Origin of the sequence: Rhizobium indigoferae, assembly GCF_034554815.1 — a bacterium.
Classification (GTDB): domain Bacteria; phylum Pseudomonadota; class Alphaproteobacteria; order Rhizobiales; family Rhizobiaceae; genus Rhizobium; species Rhizobium leguminosarum.
In genome coordinates this window covers 1963680-1979533 of sequence record NZ_CP140635.1, presented here as the reverse complement: position 1 = coordinate 1979533, position 15854 = coordinate 1963680, and the positions used below count along the sequence as shown (strand labels likewise).

General features: G+C 61.0%; 17 protein-coding genes. 13 read left to right on the top strand and 4 right to left on the bottom strand.

Going from position 1 to position 15854, the window contains the following annotated elements; all coding sequences use genetic code 11:
* The first annotated feature begins 3 nt into the window (after nt 1-3).
* Nucleotides 4-684 (top strand): dTMP kinase, encoded by a 681-nt coding sequence (tmk, locus tag U5G49_RS10115; RefSeq protein ID WP_018242067.1) that lies wholly within the window; start codon nt 4-6, stop codon nt 682-684.
* 8 nt (nt 685-692) lie between these two features.
* Nucleotides 693-1718 (top strand): DNA polymerase III subunit delta', encoded by a 1026-nt coding sequence (locus U5G49_RS10110; protein ID WP_193442272.1) that lies wholly within the window; start codon nt 693-695, stop codon nt 1716-1718.
* 39 nt (nt 1719-1757) lie between these two features.
* Here U5G49_RS10110 and U5G49_RS10105 read toward each other — a convergent pair whose 3' ends face one another.
* Nucleotides 1758-2546: a sulfite exporter TauE/SafE family protein gene (locus U5G49_RS10105; protein ID WP_018242065.1), complete on the bottom strand. Its 789-nt coding sequence runs from the start codon at nt 2544-2546 to the stop codon at nt 1758-1760.
* A gap of 234 nt (nt 2547-2780) precedes the next feature.
* Between U5G49_RS10105 and metG the strand changes: the two genes are divergently transcribed.
* Genes metG through U5G49_RS10090 form a run of 3 tightly spaced genes read left to right on the top strand, consistent with a single transcriptional unit; the run spans nt 2781 to nt 5947 of the window.
* Complete coding sequence (metG, locus tag U5G49_RS10100; RefSeq protein ID WP_193442270.1) at nt 2781-4331, top strand: methionine--tRNA ligase; 1551 nt, start codon at nt 2781-2783, stop codon at nt 4329-4331.
* A 4-nt stretch (nt 4332-4335) separates the two neighbouring features.
* Nucleotides 4336-5118: a TatD family hydrolase gene (locus U5G49_RS10095; protein WP_168319091.1), complete on the top strand. Its 783-nt coding sequence runs from the start codon at nt 4336-4338 to the stop codon at nt 5116-5118.
* A gap of 4 nt (nt 5119-5122) precedes the next feature.
* Nucleotides 5123-5947 (top strand): MBL fold metallo-hydrolase, encoded by an 825-nt coding sequence (locus U5G49_RS10090; protein WP_018242062.1) that lies wholly within the window; start codon nt 5123-5125, stop codon nt 5945-5947.
* Nucleotides 5948-5986: 39 nt separating this feature from the next.
* Here the strand turns inward: U5G49_RS10090 and U5G49_RS10085 are convergent, their stop codons facing one another.
* Nucleotides 5987-6592, bottom strand: a complete 606-nt coding sequence (locus U5G49_RS10085; protein WP_018242061.1) for a TerC family protein — start codon at nt 6590-6592, stop codon at nt 5987-5989.
* A 264-nt stretch (nt 6593-6856) separates the two neighbouring features.
* Between U5G49_RS10085 and U5G49_RS10080 the strand changes: the two genes are divergently transcribed.
* Together U5G49_RS10080 and U5G49_RS10075 are read left to right on the top strand one after the other, a co-directional pair.
* Nucleotides 6857-7522 carry a hypothetical protein gene (locus U5G49_RS10080; protein ID WP_193442268.1) on the top strand — a complete coding sequence of 222 codons (666 nt, stop codon included), beginning with the start codon at nt 6857-6859 and terminating at the stop codon, nt 7520-7522.
* A 66-nt stretch (nt 7523-7588) separates the two neighbouring features.
* Nucleotides 7589-7966, top strand: coding sequence for a hypothetical protein (locus U5G49_RS10075; RefSeq protein WP_112903127.1), 378 nt, complete (start codon nt 7589-7591; stop codon nt 7964-7966).
* 79 nt (nt 7967-8045) lie between these two features.
* Here the strand turns inward: U5G49_RS10075 and U5G49_RS10070 are convergent, their stop codons facing one another.
* A complete protein-coding gene (locus U5G49_RS10070; RefSeq protein WP_168319089.1) occupies nt 8046-9308 on the bottom strand; it encodes an MgtC/SapB family protein in 1263 nt (420 codons plus the stop codon).
* 287 nt (nt 9309-9595) lie between these two features.
* On the opposite strand from U5G49_RS10070, the gene U5G49_RS10065 reads away from it, so the two are divergent.
* The gene (locus tag U5G49_RS10065; RefSeq protein WP_018445309.1) at nt 9596-10417 is read left to right on the top strand and encodes a universal stress protein; all 822 of its coding nucleotides are present in this window, start codon (nt 9596-9598) and stop codon (nt 10415-10417) included.
* A gap of 147 nt (nt 10418-10564) precedes the next feature.
* On the opposite strand, the gene U5G49_RS10060 is transcribed toward U5G49_RS10065, so the two are convergent.
* A complete protein-coding gene (locus U5G49_RS10060; RefSeq protein ID WP_018242055.1) occupies nt 10565-11089 on the bottom strand; it encodes a PAS domain-containing protein in 525 nt (174 codons plus the stop codon).
* 367 nt (nt 11090-11456) lie between these two features.
* On the opposite strand from U5G49_RS10060, the gene U5G49_RS10055 reads away from it, so the two are divergent.
* The 5 genes from U5G49_RS10055 to U5G49_RS10035 all read left to right on the top strand — a co-directional run bounded on the left by U5G49_RS10055 (nt 11457) and on the right by U5G49_RS10035 (nt 15842).
* Entirely contained in the window at nt 11457-12236 is a 780-nt protein-coding gene (locus tag U5G49_RS10055) for a LamB/YcsF family protein (protein ID WP_193442266.1), read from the top strand.
* 105 nt (nt 12237-12341) lie between these two features.
* Nucleotides 12342-13049, top strand: coding sequence for a 5-oxoprolinase subunit B family protein (locus U5G49_RS10050; RefSeq protein ID WP_193442263.1), 708 nt, complete (start codon nt 12342-12344; stop codon nt 13047-13049).
* Entirely contained in the window at nt 13037-14008 is a 972-nt protein-coding gene (locus tag U5G49_RS10045) for a 5-oxoprolinase subunit C family protein (protein WP_193442261.1), read from the top strand. The genes U5G49_RS10050 and U5G49_RS10045 overlap by 13 nt, the downstream gene beginning before the upstream one ends.
* Nucleotides 14009-14104: 96 nt before the next feature.
* Nucleotides 14105-14794 carry a DUF599 domain-containing protein gene (locus tag U5G49_RS10040; protein ID WP_047622886.1) on the top strand — a complete coding sequence of 230 codons (690 nt, stop codon included), beginning with the start codon at nt 14105-14107 and terminating at the stop codon, nt 14792-14794.
* Between the two features lie 166 nt (nt 14795-14960).
* Nucleotides 14961-15842: a LysR family transcriptional regulator gene (locus tag U5G49_RS10035; protein WP_018242049.1), complete on the top strand. Its 882-nt coding sequence runs from the start codon at nt 14961-14963 to the stop codon at nt 15840-15842.
* Nucleotides 15843-15854 lie beyond the last annotated feature (12 nt).

Here is a 15854-nt window from a genome sequence, read left to right as displayed (position 1 = left end):
TCATTGTCATCCGGTACGGGATTGTTCGTTACGTTTGAAGGCGGGGAAGGCGCTGGGAAATCCACGCAGATCCGCCGCCTCGCCGAGGCGCTGAAGGGCGAAGGTCACGACGTGCTGGTGACGCGCGAACCAGGCGGATCGCCGGGCGCCGAAGCGGTGCGCCATGTGCTGTTGTCGGGGGCTGCCGAAGCCTTCGGCACGCGAATGGAGGCGATCCTCTTTGCCGCGGCCCGCAACGACCATGTCGAAGAGGTGATCCGGCCGGCCCTTGCATCAGGCAAGGTCGTGCTCTGCGACCGCTTCATGGATTCCTCCCGGGTCTACCAGGGCGTCACCGGCAATCTCGAGCCCGATTTCATCGAGACCCTGCAGCGGATCGCCATCAACGGTGTCATGCCGGATTGCACCGTGATTCTCGACATCCCCGCCAAGGTCGGGCTGGAGCGGGCGCAAAAGCGTGCTGCGGCCGATGCTCCCGATCGCTTCGAGAAGGAGCGGCTGGAAACGCACGAGAAACGGCGCGAGGCCTTTCTCGATATCGCCGCCCGCGAGCCGGAGCGCTGCCACGTGGTCAACGCCATGCAGGCGGAAGAGACGATCGGCGCCGAGATCCTGGCGATCGTCAAACAGCTACTATCGCCCGCAGGCCGTGCCCGAATGCCGGAAGCCGCACATCATGAGTGAGGCCCAGTATGAGTGAGGAAAGGCCCGGACTGCTCGACGGCGCCATCTGGCCGGGAGAAAATACCAGGCTGTTCGGCCATAAGGATGCGGAAGCCTTCCTTGCGCAGTCCTACCGGTCCGGCAAGGGCCATCACGCCATCCTGATCGAGGGGCCGGAAGGCATCGGCAAGGCGACGCTCGCCTTCCGCTTTGCCAATCACGTGCTCTCGCATCCCGATCCCGAGACAGCGCCGGAGACGATCGGCGATCCGGATCCTGCCTCTCCCGTCAGCCGGCAGATCGGCTCCGGCGCCTCGCACAATCTCCTGCACCTTGCCCGGCCGGTGGACGAAAAGACTGGCAAGGTGAAATCGGCGATAACAGTCGACGAGGTGCGCCGCGCCGGCAAATTCTTCTCGCAGACCTCCGGTACCGGCAACTGGCGGATCGTCATTATCGATCCGGCCGACGACATGAACCGCAATGCGGCCAACGCCATCCTGAAGATCCTGGAAGAACCGCCGAAGCGGGCGCTTTTCCTGGTGCTCTCGCATGCGCCGGGACGGCTGCTACCGACGATCCGCTCGCGCTGCCTGCCGCTGAAGCTGGCGCCGCTTACCGACGATGAACTCGTCGCGGCCCTTGCCCATCTCGGCATATCAGGCGAAGGCGGGGCGGTGCTTTCGGCCGCCAAGGGCAGCGTCGGTGAGGCGCTGAAACTCCTGAACTATGGCGGCGGCGAGATCATCGCCGCCTATGACGAGATGCTTTCCGCCGAGGGACCGACAGCACGCAAGGCAATGCATCGGCTGGCCGACGCGCTTTCGGGCAGGGAAAGCGACACGATTTTCGATTTCTTCGTCAGCCACGTCGGCGACGAGATCATGAACCGGGCTCGCGTGGCAGCGGGCGAAGGGCAGATCACTGCTGCGGAGCGGCTGGCGCGGCTCTATTCCGAGATCACCGAACGGCTCACCGTTTCCGATGCCTACAACCTCGACCGCAAGCAGACGATCATCAGCATTCTCGCCGATATCAAGCAGCCAGGCCTCTAAAGCGCGTCACCGCTGATACTTTTCGGCACCATGCTCTGATCAGCCGGTCAACAGCTTCAATGCGACGACAGCAAGCGTGGCGGCAAGGACGATGCGGATGGTGCGTTCGTGCAGCTTCGGCGCCAGAAGGCTTCCAATGATGATGCCGGGGATAGAGCCGATCAGCAGGGCAAGCAGCATCGGCCAGTCGATCTCGCCGATCAGCCAATAGCCCGTGCCGCCGATCAAGGTCAGCGGTACCGCATGGACGATATCGGAACCGACGATCTCGCGCACATCGAGCCGGGGATAGAGGACCAGCAGGATCGTCACACCCAGCGCGCCGGCCCCGACCGAGGTCAAGGTGACGAGTACGCCGAGAACGAACCCGAGAATGACAGTGAGGGCGAGGATGGTCGTCGGCTTTGGCGGCGTTCGATCACCGATGGCGCGGCGCGCCAATTCGAGGATCGGGCCACGGAAGACCAGCATGATCGCGGTCATGACGAGAAGCCAGCCGAGCGCGGTGGTGATGGTATTGGTCACGCCGATGCTTTTGCGATCGACGCCTGCCAGCAGCCACAGCATCAGCAGGGCGGCCGGCAGGCTGCCGGCTGCGAGGCTGCCGACGATCTTCCAGTTGACCCGCCCATGCATGCCGTGAACGGCTGTGCCCGCCGTCTTGGTGATCGCCGCATAGAGAAGATCGGTGCCGACGGCAGTGGCCGGATGAACGCCGAAGAGCAACACCAGCAGGGGCGTCATCAGCGAACCGCCGCCAACGCCTGTGATACCGACGAGGGCGCCGACACACAGACCGGAAAGCGAATAGAGCGGCTCGAATGTCAAACAAGCGCCCCTGGCTGCGCGGGGCCGCGACAAATCCGGTAGATGAAAACTGGCACTTCGTTCTTGTCCCGCCCTCTTTCCCAAGACGGGTAGATTGGGCGAGAAGCCGAGTCAAGTTCACCACGCCAGCGTCTGGGAAATCATCGACAGCTGGAAAGTTGAGGTTTCGCTCGGCGGTGACATGCGCTAAGAGCGGCTGACCATTTTTATAGAGTTAGCCGGACATTGGCCGCCATGACAGACAAGACACCCTTCTACATCACCACCGCGATTTCCTACCCTAACGGTAAGCCGCATATCGGCCATGCTTATGAGCTGATCGCGACCGATGCGATGGCGCGTTATCAGCGCCTGGATGGCAAGGATGTCTTCTTCCTGACCGGCACCGACGAACACGGCCAGAAGATGCAACAGACGGCGCGCGCCGAAGGGATCACCGCGCAGGCGCTCGCCGACCGCAACTCCGGCGAATTCCAGGCGATGGCGACGCTGCTCAACGCCTCGAATGATGATTTCATCCGCACCACGCAGGAGCGTCATCACGAAACGTCGCGGAACATCTGGAAGCTGATTGCCGACAATGGCGACATCTACAAGGACAGCTATGCCGGCTGGTATTCGGTGCGCGACGAGGCCTATTACCAGGAAAACGAGACGGAGCTGCGCGCTCACGGCGTGCGCTACGGGCCGCAGGGCACGCCTGTCGAGTGGGTGGAAGAGGCAAGCTATTTCTTCAAGCTCTCCGAATACCAGGAAAAGCTGCTTGCGCATTATGAGGCGAACCCCGACTTCATCGGTCCGGCCGAGCGCCGCAACGAGGTGATCTCCTTCGTCAAGTCGGGCCTCAAGGATCTCTCGGTCTCGCGCACGACCTTCGACTGGGGCATCAAGGTGCCGAACGATCCGGCCCACGTCATGTATGTCTGGGTCGACGCACTGACCAACTACATCACCGCAACAGGCTATATCGAGGACAGGAACGGCCCGCGGGCGAAATACTGGCCGGCCGACGTGCACATCATCGGCAAGGACATCATTCGCTTCCATGCCGTCTACTGGCCAGCCTTCCTGATGTCGGCGAAGCTGCCGCTGCCGAAGCGGGTCTTTGCCCACGGCTTTCTGCTCAACAAGGGCGAGAAGATGTCGAAGTCGCTCGGCAACGTCGTCGATCCGGTCAATCTGGTGAACCATTTCGGCCTCGACCAGGTGCGCTACTTCTTCCTGCGCGAAGTGTCATTCGGCCAGGACGGCAGCTATAGCGAAGAGGCAATCGGAACCCGCATCAACTCCGACCTCGCCAACGGCATCGGCAATCTCGCCAGCCGCTCGCTGTCGATGATCGTCAAGAATTGCGACGGCAAGATCCCGGAATGCGGGGTCCTCAGCGACGAAGACAAGGCGATGCTGGCACAGGTCGATGCGCTGCATGCCTCGACCCGCGAAGATATGGGCAAGCAGCAGATCCATCGGGCGCTCGCCTCGATCATTTCGGTCGTCTCCGAGACCGACCGCTATTTCGCCGGCCAGGCGCCGTGGGCACTGAAGAAGACCGATCCGGAGCGGATGGGCACGGTGCTCTACGTGACCGCCGAAGTCGTGCGCCAGATTGCCATCCTGCTGCAGCCCTTCATGCCGGAATCATCCGGCAAGCTGCTCGATCTTGTTGCAGCACCTGCAGACAAGCGCGATTTTGCTGCCCTCGGCGAAGCCGGCCGTCTGGTTGCCGGAACGGCGCTCGAAGCGCCGACGCCGGTCTTCCCGCGCTACGTGGCTCCGGAGGCTTGAGGCCGTGTTGATCGACACGCATTGCCATCTTGATTTCGCCGACTTCGAGGCGGAGCGGGACGAGATCGTCGCGCGCGCCCATTCGGCCGGTGTTGCGCAGATGGTGACGATCTCGACGCGGGTGCGCAAGCTCGAGACGCTGCTTGCCATCACCGAGAAATATCCCTCGGTGTTCTGCTCGGTCGGCACGCATCCGAACAATGCCGACGAAGAGCTGGATATCCAGACGGAAGAGCTGGTGCGTCTCGCCAATGCCCATGAGAAGGTGGTGGCGATCGGCGAGGCCGGTCTCGATTATTTCTACGACACGCAGAAGCCTGAGGATCAGCAGACCGGCTTTCGTCGGCATATTGCGGCGGCGCGCGAGACCCGGCTGCCGCTCGTCATCCACAGCCGCAGCGCCGACGAGGACATGGCTGACATACTGACAGAGGAAAGCGGGAAGGGGGCCTTCCCCTTTATTCTCCACTGCTTCTCCGCCGGCCCGGAGCTTGCCAAGACCGGTGTCGCACTCGGCGGCTATATTTCCTTCTCGGGCATCCTGACCTTCCCGAAGTCGGAAGAGCTGCGCGAGATCGCCAGGACGATCCCGCATGAGCGGCTGCTTGTGGAAACAGACGCGCCCTATCTCGCGCCGAAGCGCTGGCGCGGCAAGCGCAACGAGCCGTCCTACGTCGTCAACACGGCAGAGGTGCTCGCCGATACGATCGGCCTGTCCACCGAAGAGGTCGCGCGGATCACGACGGAGAACGCTTTCCGGCTGTTCTCGAAGATGCCGAGGATCTAGCGGCGTGCTCTACCGGCGGCGTTTCACCATTCTCGGCTGTTCGTCGTCACCGGGCGTGCCGCGCATCACTGGCGACTGGGGCGCCTGCAATCCCGACAATCCGAAGAACCGGCGCACGCGCGCAGCCTTCATGGTGCAGCAATTCGCACCCGATGGTGGGGTGACCACCGTCGTCATCGACACCGGGCCGGATTTCCGCGAGCAGATGATCAGGGCAGGGGCCGACCATGTCGACGCCGTACTCTACAGCCATCCGCATGCCGATCATATTCACGGCATCGACGATCTGCGCGGCTATTTTCACAATACCCGCCGCCGGGTCCCGATCTTTGCCGACCAATTTACGATGGACAGGTTGCGGGAAGCCTTCGGCTATTGCCTGGAAACGCCGCCGGGCAGCAATTATCCGCCGATCGTGCTGCCGATTGTCATCGAAAACCTCGACGAACCTCTGGAAATCCGCGGCCCCGGAGGCACGATCGCCTTCCATCCGCATATCCAGCAGCACGGCGACATCCACTCGCTCGGCTTCCGCATCGGCGATGTCGCTTATTGCAGCGATATCAGCGACTTCCCGCCGCAGACAGTCGAGAAGCTTCAAAATCTCGACATGCTGATCATCGACGCGCTGCAATATACCTACCATCCGAGCCATCTGTCGCTGGAACAATCGCTCGACTGGATAGGTCGGCTGAAGCCGAAACAGGCGATCCTCACGCATATGCACACGCCGCTCGACTACGACGTGGTGATGGCTGAGACGCCGGACCATGTGGTGCCGGCGTATGACCAGATGAGCTTCGAGACCGAGGTCAGGATCGAGACCTGAGCCGCGTTACTGCATGCCCGGTCCCAGCATGCAGGGTCACTACATGTAGGGCAGAACCTCGACGGCGCCGCGGTGGATCATGTCGAGCGAGACATAGAGGATGATCAGCAGACCGACATAGGCGATCCAGCGATGGTTGGTGAGCAACCGGGCGATCAGGTTTGCGGCAATACCCATCAGCGCGATCGACAGGCCGAGACCGATGACCAGCACGCTCGGATGTTCGCGCGCCGCACCGGCAACAGCCAGAACGTTGTCGAGCGACATCGAAACGTCGGCGATGACGATCTGGGTCGCCGCCTGGAAGAAGGTCTTTTTCGGCGCGCCTACGGCACCTGCGGCTTCGTGGTTCTCGCCATGGCCGGCGCGAAGCTCACGCCACATCTTCCAGCAGACCCAGAGCAGCAGCAAGCCGCCGGCCAGCAGCAGGCCGACGATTGCCAGCAGATAGACTGCGACGCTGGCAAAGAGAATACGCAGAACGGTCGCGGCCAGAATGCCGACGATGATCGCCTTGCGGCGTTGCGTGGCCTCGAGGCCGGCTGCGGCAAGACCGATAACTACGGCGTTGTCGCCGGCGAGAACGAGGTCGATAGCGATGACCTGCAGCAAAGCCGTCAGACCGGCTGCCGTAAACATGTCCATATGAATTATCCCCAATGCGTCAAAGCCGTGCTAGCGTCTCGACGGTTTGACGTCAACCGCTGAGGGATTTCGCGAGCGGCGCAATTTGCGACTTTGCGTATCTGATGGCAGGCGGCAACGTTATGGAACGCGCGCGACATGCGGAGTCATTCCCATGCCATTCCCTTGGAACATTCAACTCAGCCGCCGGTTCTTCAAGTCAGGACACCAGACTTCGCCAAACTTCGGATTGGCGGCTGGGCCAGACATCGAGAGGAGCGTCCCATGGGCAGCATTTACAACGATACCAACCCGGCTTTTTCAGGACCGACAGGCGGCAGCAGCCTTACGGCATTCTTCGACAGCCGGTCGGCGGCCGAATCCGCCGTCTCCCGTCTTGAAGATGCGGGCGTGCCGGTTGCGAGAATAAGGCTGATGCCTGGATATGAGGCGGACGGAAAAAATGCCGGCGCGATGAGCGACGACCGCAGCGGCTTCTTCGACGCGCTGGCAGACTTCTTTTTCCCCGACGAGGATCGTGCGGTCTACGCAGAAGGGCTGCGGCGCGGCGGCTTCCTCGTCCAGGTCAATGATATCGATGACGCGCATTATGAGACCGTCCACGATATTCTGGACGACGAGGGCAGCATCGACATGGATGAGCGGGCAGATCTCTGGTCGTTGGAGGACAGACAGCAAGGCGCATCCAATACCGGCTTTGCCGGCCAACCCTCTGGCGGCAAATCGTCGGAAGATCTCGCTGTGTCCGAGAGCGCGTTCGACGATGCGCGCCCGGTTGCAATGCGCGACACCACGCATGGAAGCGCCAAGGTGCGTGCCTATACCTTGCCCGACCCCGACACCGCGTCATCGGACGAAACCAATCGCCAATCGCAGACCCAATCGCAAGGCGGATCTCACCAGAGCCAGGGTTTCCGGCGCGACCACTGATATTATGAGGCCCGGCCGCAATGCCGGGCCTTATTGCCTCTCGCTCACCTATTCGAGGATACGTCCATGCAATCATCCATCAACCGCCACGGCCTTCCGCCAGATCCCGACGAACTGATCGCGGAAGGTGATCCGCCCTTTGCCGATGCCGCTGAGCAAACCGCGCGTGAAAAGGCCGACGAGAGCCTGAACGCTCTGCAGCATGAGATCAGGCTGTTGAATGCCCGCATAGGCATGCTGCGCGAGGATGCGGAAGCGGCGCTGAAAGCCAAGGCCACATCGGTCGATGCAAGCGCCCATGTCCAGCTCGGCGACTATCCTTGGCTGAAACTTGCCGCGGCGATCGGCGCAACCTTCATTGCGGCCAGACTGGTTCGACGTCTTCCGCTTGGCGTGCTGCTTGCGGGATTTGCCGGTCATCTCTCTGAGGCGAGACCGCGGTGACGATCGTTGATGGTGTCCCCAGGCACCGATTGGTTGGACGAACGTCATTGGAGCCGGTGATCGACATGCGAACAGGCGCTCATGTCAAAACCAAGCCGGCAATTCCGGCCAAGGTCGCGACACCACCTGCGATCGCAAAACGAACCGCATAGGCGATGGTCCCCATACTTGCTGCAAGAACGGCTTTCGCCAGAAGATTGGCGAAAGCGGCGACCGCGATGGCTCGAGCGGCCGCATCTGCAGGCACCTGGATGGATGACAGCTTCGCAACGGCAAGCGTTATCGCATCGAGATCGCCCAGTCCTGTGATGAATGAAAGGGCGATCAGCGACTGAGTTCCAAAGACGATCAAGGTCATTCGCGTCAGGACTGTCACGACGGCGAGAACGAGTGCGAAGCGCAGCACGACCATCACCTCGAGCGGGTTTCGGGGTGAAAAATCGGTGCTGTCATCCGGGCGTTGCAGCAATGCGGCGAAGCCGCCTGCTATGGCGAGGGTGGCAGCAGCCGGAGCGAGTAATGGAGCAAGCTCCCTGAAAACAGCTGGTGCAATGACGCCGCAAATCAAAAGCACGCGGGCGAGAGAAACGGCTCCCGCCAGCATTGCTCCCGCAGAGAGGAGTGGCGAGAGGGCAGGCATCTCTTTCGACTGACGGGCGAAGGAAAGCGTCAAGGCCGTCGAGGAAACGATGCCACCGCTGGTCCCGGTCAGCAGTATTCCGGCGCGGGCGCCGCTCAGCCTGATGAGGATATAACCGGCAAAGGAAACGGCTCCCACCAGGATTGTCATCATCCAAAGCTCGAAAGGATTGATTGTCTGCCAAGGATCAATCGGTTCGTTGGGAAGGATAGGGAGGATGACGATGGTCATCGTCAGCAGGATCAGAGCGGCCCTGAGTTCAAGCCAGGTCAATCGGCGAAGAAATCCATGCAACGGCTCCCGCGCTGCAAGAAGGGCCGTTATTGCCACAGCGCTTGCGGCCGTTACCGTCATATCCGCCACGACCGCACCAAAGCCGAGCGCAAAGACCGCCAGGGCGGCGATGGTGCCGGTGGCGCTGTAATCCTCTTCTTGTGCCGCCTGCATGCGGCTGAAGAGGAGTACCGTGATGCAAAAGAATATAAAGATAGATGTCGGCAGAATCGGGCCTGTCACCGGCTGCAGGAAACCGCAGAAGCCGCCAAGGAAACTTGACAGGCCATAGGTGCGGATACCGGCAACTCTTTTGCCTGGCGCAGCCTCACGATCCTGCCAGCCGCGCTCAATGCCGACAAGAATGCCGATTGCAAGCGCCAGACTGAGGCGCTGGAATGCTTCTGTCGTCACCAATGATGTCATCATCCGATGGGTCCAGGTGCGCCGGCCGATTCATCGAAGGCAGCTGCGCCGTATATGCCATTGCTGTTCATCCACAAGCTGCTCTGCGAAGTGCTGATATTCAATCGCGCATCGCACTTCATCGCTTAGCATAGATCTTTGCCGCTTCGCCCAACGAATTCCGCTTCCTTCCGGTTGAGGACGTTCATTATCACGCTCGCGCTTTCGTGGTTTCGCGACCTTGATCTTCGTCAAAGCGCGAGAGAGCCCCATATGTAATGATACCTGCAAGCATTCGGAGGACTTCAGCCATGAAAGCGCAATTCCATTTACCGCTGGCCACCTATCCAGACGCAAGCTCCTTCTCGCTCCTTCAGAATGCTGTCGATTTTTCCCTTCACCAAAAGGCCGGTTTGACGGCAAGTATACCGCTGGTCAGGATCGAACCCGTTCAGCCGCGATTTCCATCACTCCTTGACGTCGCCAACATGCGTGCGGAGGCGGAGCGCTTGAGTAAAGACAATGGAACCGTTCTCGGGCAGACGCTCCGTGATTATGCGAAAAAAGCCGAGGTCGAGGTCGAGATCCAGCCATTCGATGTGAGGCAGCCGTTTGTCGCACAAACGCTTGCCGAGCTGTCGCGCGCATATGATCTTTCCATTTTGGAAGCATCTGAGCTGATGAAGCCGCTGATCGAGAGCGTGCTGTTTGAAAGCGGTAGACCGCTCCTGCTTTTTCCCCCGGATAATTTCTCCGGCCGGATCGATGCTGTTGCCGTCGCCTGGGATGGAGGAGCCACTGTCGCGCGGACACTGGCCGGTGCCAGGTTCTTGTTGGAACGGGTTTCGCGTATCGTCCTGATTTCCATCACCGATGATAAGCAGATTGACGAGGGCAGCCGAGATCACCTTGCGACGGCGCTCCGCAAGGCTGGTCTTGCCGTCGATGTCGCCGCCGTGCAAGCGAAGGGAGACTCGCCAGCTAACGTCATTCAAGGCGCAGCCCTGGAACGCAAGGCAGATTTGCTCGTCGCCGGCGCATACGGCCATTCGAGGCTACGCGAATTCATCTTGGGAGGGGTTACACGGTCCCTGTTGACCCGCCTCGAAATGCCCACTGTCCTTTGCCACTGACTGCGGTGCGCGCGGCGCGTTGCTGATGACCGAAACATCGATCACTGCCCGGAGAAGAGCGTCCTCTGCGGGTGTCAAGTATCAAAGGCTCGCACAGACCATCGCAATCGCCAAGAATCGATGCGACAACTAGCACTTGGGAAGGAATCAATGAACCTGCGCGACGTCTGAAGGCATCGGCTTGGCAAGCTCTTTGAGAATCGCTTCAAGCGCATCGGCCGTCGCCTGCAGGCCGGATGACCGCGCGATTTTCAGTGCCGCACTGCAGTGAGCAGACAATTCGTCCTGCTGGACGTGATCATTCGTCGGAAATACGATGCCCGCATATTGCGACGGGTTTCCGTCTTCATCCCTGAAGCAGCGACCTAAGGCAGCCACGGCTACTATTTGCCCGCTTCGATCAAACACCCGATAGTCACAGCGATACGGATTTCCTGTGATCACCGATTCGGAAATCGCCTTGGCCACAGATGGCTTGTCGTCAGGGTGAATTCGGTCGAGGTATCGTATGACCGGCAGCCCTGTGAGGGTCTGTTCCGGATCAAGCCCAAAGAGGTTTGCCAGCGCCGAATCCGCATAAACCTTGTCGGTCGCCAACTCCCAGGTGAAAATCCCAGGCTCTTCGGCATCCGAAAATTCGGACGCTCCGAAAGCTCTGTCGACAAGGTTCATTCCGCATCCCCAGTCTGCGCGCCAATGCTGCCGGTCGATCACGTCACCCCGGCTCTTCAGAGAATACGACGTGCTCGACCATTTCGCCGCCGATCTTACTGCATAATTCCTCAAATCGGAATCGATTTAAGGAGTCCTCGCTTGGCAGGAACCTACGCTTGATGGGTTCGATCTGTGCCGAATGAGTGGTAAGCTTGCCACCGAAGCTCCGCGCGAAAGTCGGCCCGTGACCGCCACACAAGCTCGCCACGCGCAGCCAGCAGCGTCGTTTTCTTGACGCGTACGGCGAAGTTGTGCTCCACCTCGGCTTCGACGTTCCAGAATGCGACGAAGCTGACAAGACCGGCGCGAAGGGTTGAGGGAAATCATGACGAAAATCGATCTCAATTCTGATCTCGGGGAGGCCTTTGGACCTTGGCGCATGGGCGACGACAAGGCGATCCTTGACGTCGTCACCAGTGCGAACATCGCATGTGGCGGCCATGCCGGAGATCCGGCGACCATGGTGGAGACGCTGGCGCTCGCAAGCCAACGGGGCGTCGTCGCCGGGGCCCACCCGGGCTTTGCAGATCGCGAGGGCTTCGGACGACGCCTGATCCCCTTGAGCGTCCGGGAAGTGGAGCAGCTTGTGGCGACGCAGACAGGGGCGCTGATGGGCGCTGCGGCTCTGGCGGGCGCCCGCATCCGTTACATCAAACCGCACGGCGCACTCGCCAATTGGGCGGCCGACGAACGGCCGGTCGCTGACGCGATCATCCGTGCAACCCGAGCGGTTTCGCCGGAACTTGCCGCACTGGCGATCTCCGGGACGGAGCTGGAACATGCGGCCCGCGATGCTGGCATGACCGTCTTCAGCGAGATTTTTGCCGACCGCGGCTACCTCTCCACGGGTCGGCTCGTTCCGCGCAACTTGCCAGGAGCGATGATCGATGATCCAGCACAGGCGGCATCGAGATTGATCGGGTACCTCTCCAGCGGCCTCATGCCGACGGTCGACGGCGTTCCGATCCCTCTCGATGCGCACTCGATCTGCGTTCACGGGGACAGCCCAGGAGCGCTCGCCATGGCCGTCCACGTGCGAAGGGAATTGCAAAAGGCAGGCATCGAGGTGGCTCCATTCCTCCAACCGACACAGGAAAACAGGTGATGGCCAAAGGCTATCTTATTGCCCGGGTTACCGAGCCGGATGCCTACGGGACCTGCGCGCGAGCCGCGGATGCGGATTTCATTCTGATCGAAGGCGCCGACTGACGTGTCACAGACCCCGTTTGCAGCGTCCGGCACCGGTCCGAACTACCGTCCGGTGGGCGGCCACGCGGTGCTCGTCGAATTCGGCGCGACCATCGATAAACGGATCCACGATCGGGTCGTCAAGTTGGATGCCGCCTTGAAGGCGGCACCCTTTCAAGGATTCGTCGAAGCTGTACCGGCCTATGCCAGCATTCTCGTATGCTTCGATCCGCTCGTGGCCGATCACCGCACGACGGAGGCGGCCATTGCCGAGCGTCTGGGAGCTGAGGTTCCAGCGACGATTGGAGCGATGCGCGAAGTCGAAGTCTGCTACGATCCTGATCTTGCGCCCGACCTTGCCGCCGTCGCCGAGGCAAGCGGATTATCGCCGGAAGACGTTATATCCGCCCACCTCTCGGGCGACTACAGCGTCTTCTTGTACGGCTTCGCTCCGGGATACGCTTATCTTGCAGGCGTGCCCGAAGCCATTCAACAGCCGAGGAAGCCGGCGCCCATTCGCGGCATAGCTGCCGGAAGCGTGCTGATCGCGGGGCCGCAGTGCCTGGTGAGCACGCTCACCATGCCGACCGGCTGGTGGATCATCGGCCGCTCGCCGACGAAGATCTTCGACGCCGCGTCCGACGACCGTCCGTTCCTTTTCGACGTCGGCGACGCGGTGCGTTTCCGCCGCATATCGAGAGCCGAATTCGACGCGAGGTGCCCCGCATGAGCGAAGCCGTCCTTGCAATCGACTTCGCGGGTCCTCACGTCGCGGTCCAGGACGGAGGACGTCACGGATTGATGCGGTATGGCGTTCCGGCCTCCGGTCCGATGGACAGGACCTCGTTTGCAGCCGCCAACGCCGCCATCGGCAATCCGGCTGGTCAGCCGGCAATCGAAGTCTCCTTGGGCGGCCTGGTTCTCGACTGCCTGTCGGGGGAAGTTACATTCGCCGTCGCGGGAGGAGGCTTCATCGTAGAGCATGCCGGCGACAAGCGCGGCGCGTGGATGGTCGCCACCTTGAAGGCCGGGGAACGGCTGGCAATCCGTCCGGGACACTGGGGAAGCTGGACCTATCTGGCCTTCGCCGGTCATATCGAGGCGAAGACCTGGCTGGGCAGCATGTCGACTCACAGTCTCTCCGGCCTCGGCGGCGGGCGCCTTGCGGCCGGTCAAACGCTCACTCTCGCCGATCCGGAAGTGCGAGATGATCGAAATGGTCCGATCACATGTCCGGTCATCGCAAGACCGCGATCCGAGCTGCGTGTGGTGGTTGGTCCACAGGATCGGTTCTTCTCGAAAGAAACCTTATCGAATTTCCTATCGTCGCCCTTCCGCCTGAGCGACGCCTATGATCGCATGGGCGTACGCCTCCAAGGTCCGTCGCTTGCGCCAAGCGTCGCGTTGGACATGCCATCGGAAGCGATTGTGCGGGGCTCGGTGCAGGTGGCCGGAGACGGCGTCGCCACCATTCTGCTGGCCGACCACCAGACGACCGGAGGCTATCCCAAGATCGCAACGGTTGTGGATTCGGATCTGGACGCTTTCGTCCAACTGCGCCCACGCGACCATGTCGGTTTCCTGGCCGTGACACCCCAACAGGCGGTCGAGCACATTCGGCTTCGGGCTGCGACGATGTCCCGTTACCTCGCGGCAGTCCGCGACGGACCATGCAACGCCATTATATAGGCATGTCGATCTGAAGGGCAGGGCGGCGATAGACGCTTGGAGCTGCCGTTAGCTCGAAGTAGTGTTCAGAAAATCCAGATTCAGTTCGGGGGCACCATGGATTTTCTGAACGTCGCGGCGATCGTTTTCTTCATTCTCGTCTGGGTGGCGGTCGAGCCTTTGATGGCAGCAGGGTGGCCGAGGAGGAACGATAGCCTTTCCGTTGATATGGTGCGCGTTCGCGCGGCCTGGATGCGGGAGGTCCTGACGCGAGACAACAACTTCATCGGCGACGCCGCGATCCTGGGACACACGATCAATTCAGCATCCTTCTTCGGATCCGCCAATCTCATCGTCATCGTCGGGCTGAGCGGCGCGCTGTTCATGGAGCCGAACTATGGATCGGGTGGCCTGATTGCGATGTTTGCGGCTCAGGACCCGGCATGGTTTTTCCAGTGCAAGGTCTTGTTGGTCATGGCCACACTGCTGCGGGGACTATCCGATTTCATCTGGGCGGTCCGGCAGATCAACTACTGCCTGGCGGCGATCGGGGCGAGCCCATCCCGCGATGAAGACCGGGACATCGCCAGCTGGACGAACGCCCTGACCCTGGTTTTGAACCCTGCTCTTCGATCCTTCAGCGTTGGTGTCCGGTCCTACTACTTCACCGTCGCAGCCGCCTTCTGGTTTATCGGGCCAATCCCTTTCGTTGTGGCGACCATCCTCAGCGTCGGCGTGTTGATTTGGCGTCAATCCTGGTCGGATGCTGCAAAAGGGATCATGGCCATACGGAAGCTGCTTGACTAGAGCATGATGCCGAAAAGTGTGAGCGGTTTTCGGACGACATCATGCTCTAACTATATAATGTAGAACAGGATTCAGATTTTAGGCCGACCCGGCCTAAAATCATCTTGTTCTAAAGCCAACCCTTAAGCTGGGCTGAACAGAAGCGATATCTTACTGGCGGTGTCCGATGGATCGTCTAGAAGCGATGCGCATATTGCTGGCCGTCGTCGATGCCGGAAGCATCTCTGCCGGCAGCAGGAAGCTGAACGCGCCCTTACCCAGCGTCAGTCGCAAGGTGGCGGACCTTGAACGACATCTTGGGGCGAACCTGATCGTCCGCACCAGCCGCAATCTTCAGCTCACCGATGCCGGGCGTGACTATGTCGACGCCGCCCGAAAGATCATGGCGGATCTGGAGGAGGCCGAACGAAGGGCGTCCGGGGAATACCAGACGCCCAGAGGCGTGCTGACGATCACGATGCCGATCGAATACGGGAGCCGCTACGTGCTGCCCGTTGCTCTGAGCTTCATGGACAAATATCCCGAGGTATCGCTGAACCTGCTGTCGCTCGACCGCACGGTCGATCTCGTGTCCGAGCAGGTGGATATCGCGATCCGTCTCGGCAACCTCGCCGACAGTTCGCTCCATGCCGCCAAGGTCGGGGAATTCCGCTTGATGACCTGTGCGAGTCCTGCCTATCTCGAGCGGCATGGCATGCCGGAGCGTCCCGGCGATCTCATCGATCGCGACGGGATCATCTTCAACAAGCGGACATTCTTCTGGACCTTCGACGTCGACGGCACGCCGCTTGAGGCGGTGCCCCGCAACCGGCTGGAGGTGAATACGGCGGCGAACTGTGTTGCGGCGGCCGTCGGCGGGGCGGGGATCGCGCGGCTGTTCGATTATCAGGTTCCCGACGAGCTGGCGTCTGGCGCGCTCGTTCCCATCCTCCGCAATTTCGACGGCGCGCCGCAGCCTATTCATATCGTCTACGCCCGCCAGGGGCTTCTCGCCTTGAAGGTACGGGCTTTCGTCGACTGGGCATTGCCTCACTTGCGCGCTATCTAAAAACGAAAATAA

What these genes read in the sequence shown, in the direction of transcription:
- U5G49_RS10040 (WP_047622886.1), top strand. Translation starts at nt 14,105, where the DNA reads ATGGATTTTCTGAACGTCGCGGCGATCGTTTTCTTCATTCTCGTCTGG.
- U5G49_RS10070 (WP_168319089.1), bottom strand. Translation starts at nt 9,308, where the DNA reads ATGATGACATCATTGGTGACGACAGAAGCATTCCAGCGCCTCAGTCTG.
- U5G49_RS10075 (WP_112903127.1), top strand. Translation starts at nt 7,589, where the DNA reads ATGCAATCATCCATCAACCGCCACGGCCTTCCGCCAGATCCCGACGAA.
- U5G49_RS10060 (WP_018242055.1), bottom strand. Translation starts at nt 11,089, where the DNA reads ATGAACCTTGTCGACAGAGCTTTCGGAGCGTCCGAATTTTCGGATGCC.
- U5G49_RS10085 (WP_018242061.1), bottom strand. Translation starts at nt 6,592, where the DNA reads ATGGACATGTTTACGGCAGCCGGTCTGACGGCTTTGCTGCAGGTCATC.
- U5G49_RS10110 (WP_193442272.1), top strand. Translation starts at nt 693, where the DNA reads ATGAGTGAGGAAAGGCCCGGACTGCTCGACGGCGCCATCTGGCCGGGA.
- metG (WP_193442270.1), top strand. Translation starts at nt 2,781, where the DNA reads ATGACAGACAAGACACCCTTCTACATCACCACCGCGATTTCCTACCCT.
- U5G49_RS10065 (WP_018445309.1), top strand. Translation starts at nt 9,596, where the DNA reads ATGAAAGCGCAATTCCATTTACCGCTGGCCACCTATCCAGACGCAAGC.
- U5G49_RS10080 (WP_193442268.1), top strand. Translation starts at nt 6,857, where the DNA reads ATGGGCAGCATTTACAACGATACCAACCCGGCTTTTTCAGGACCGACA.
- U5G49_RS10035 (WP_018242049.1), top strand. Translation starts at nt 14,961, where the DNA reads ATGGATCGTCTAGAAGCGATGCGCATATTGCTGGCCGTCGTCGATGCC.
- U5G49_RS10055 (WP_193442266.1), top strand. Translation starts at nt 11,457, where the DNA reads ATGACGAAAATCGATCTCAATTCTGATCTCGGGGAGGCCTTTGGACCT.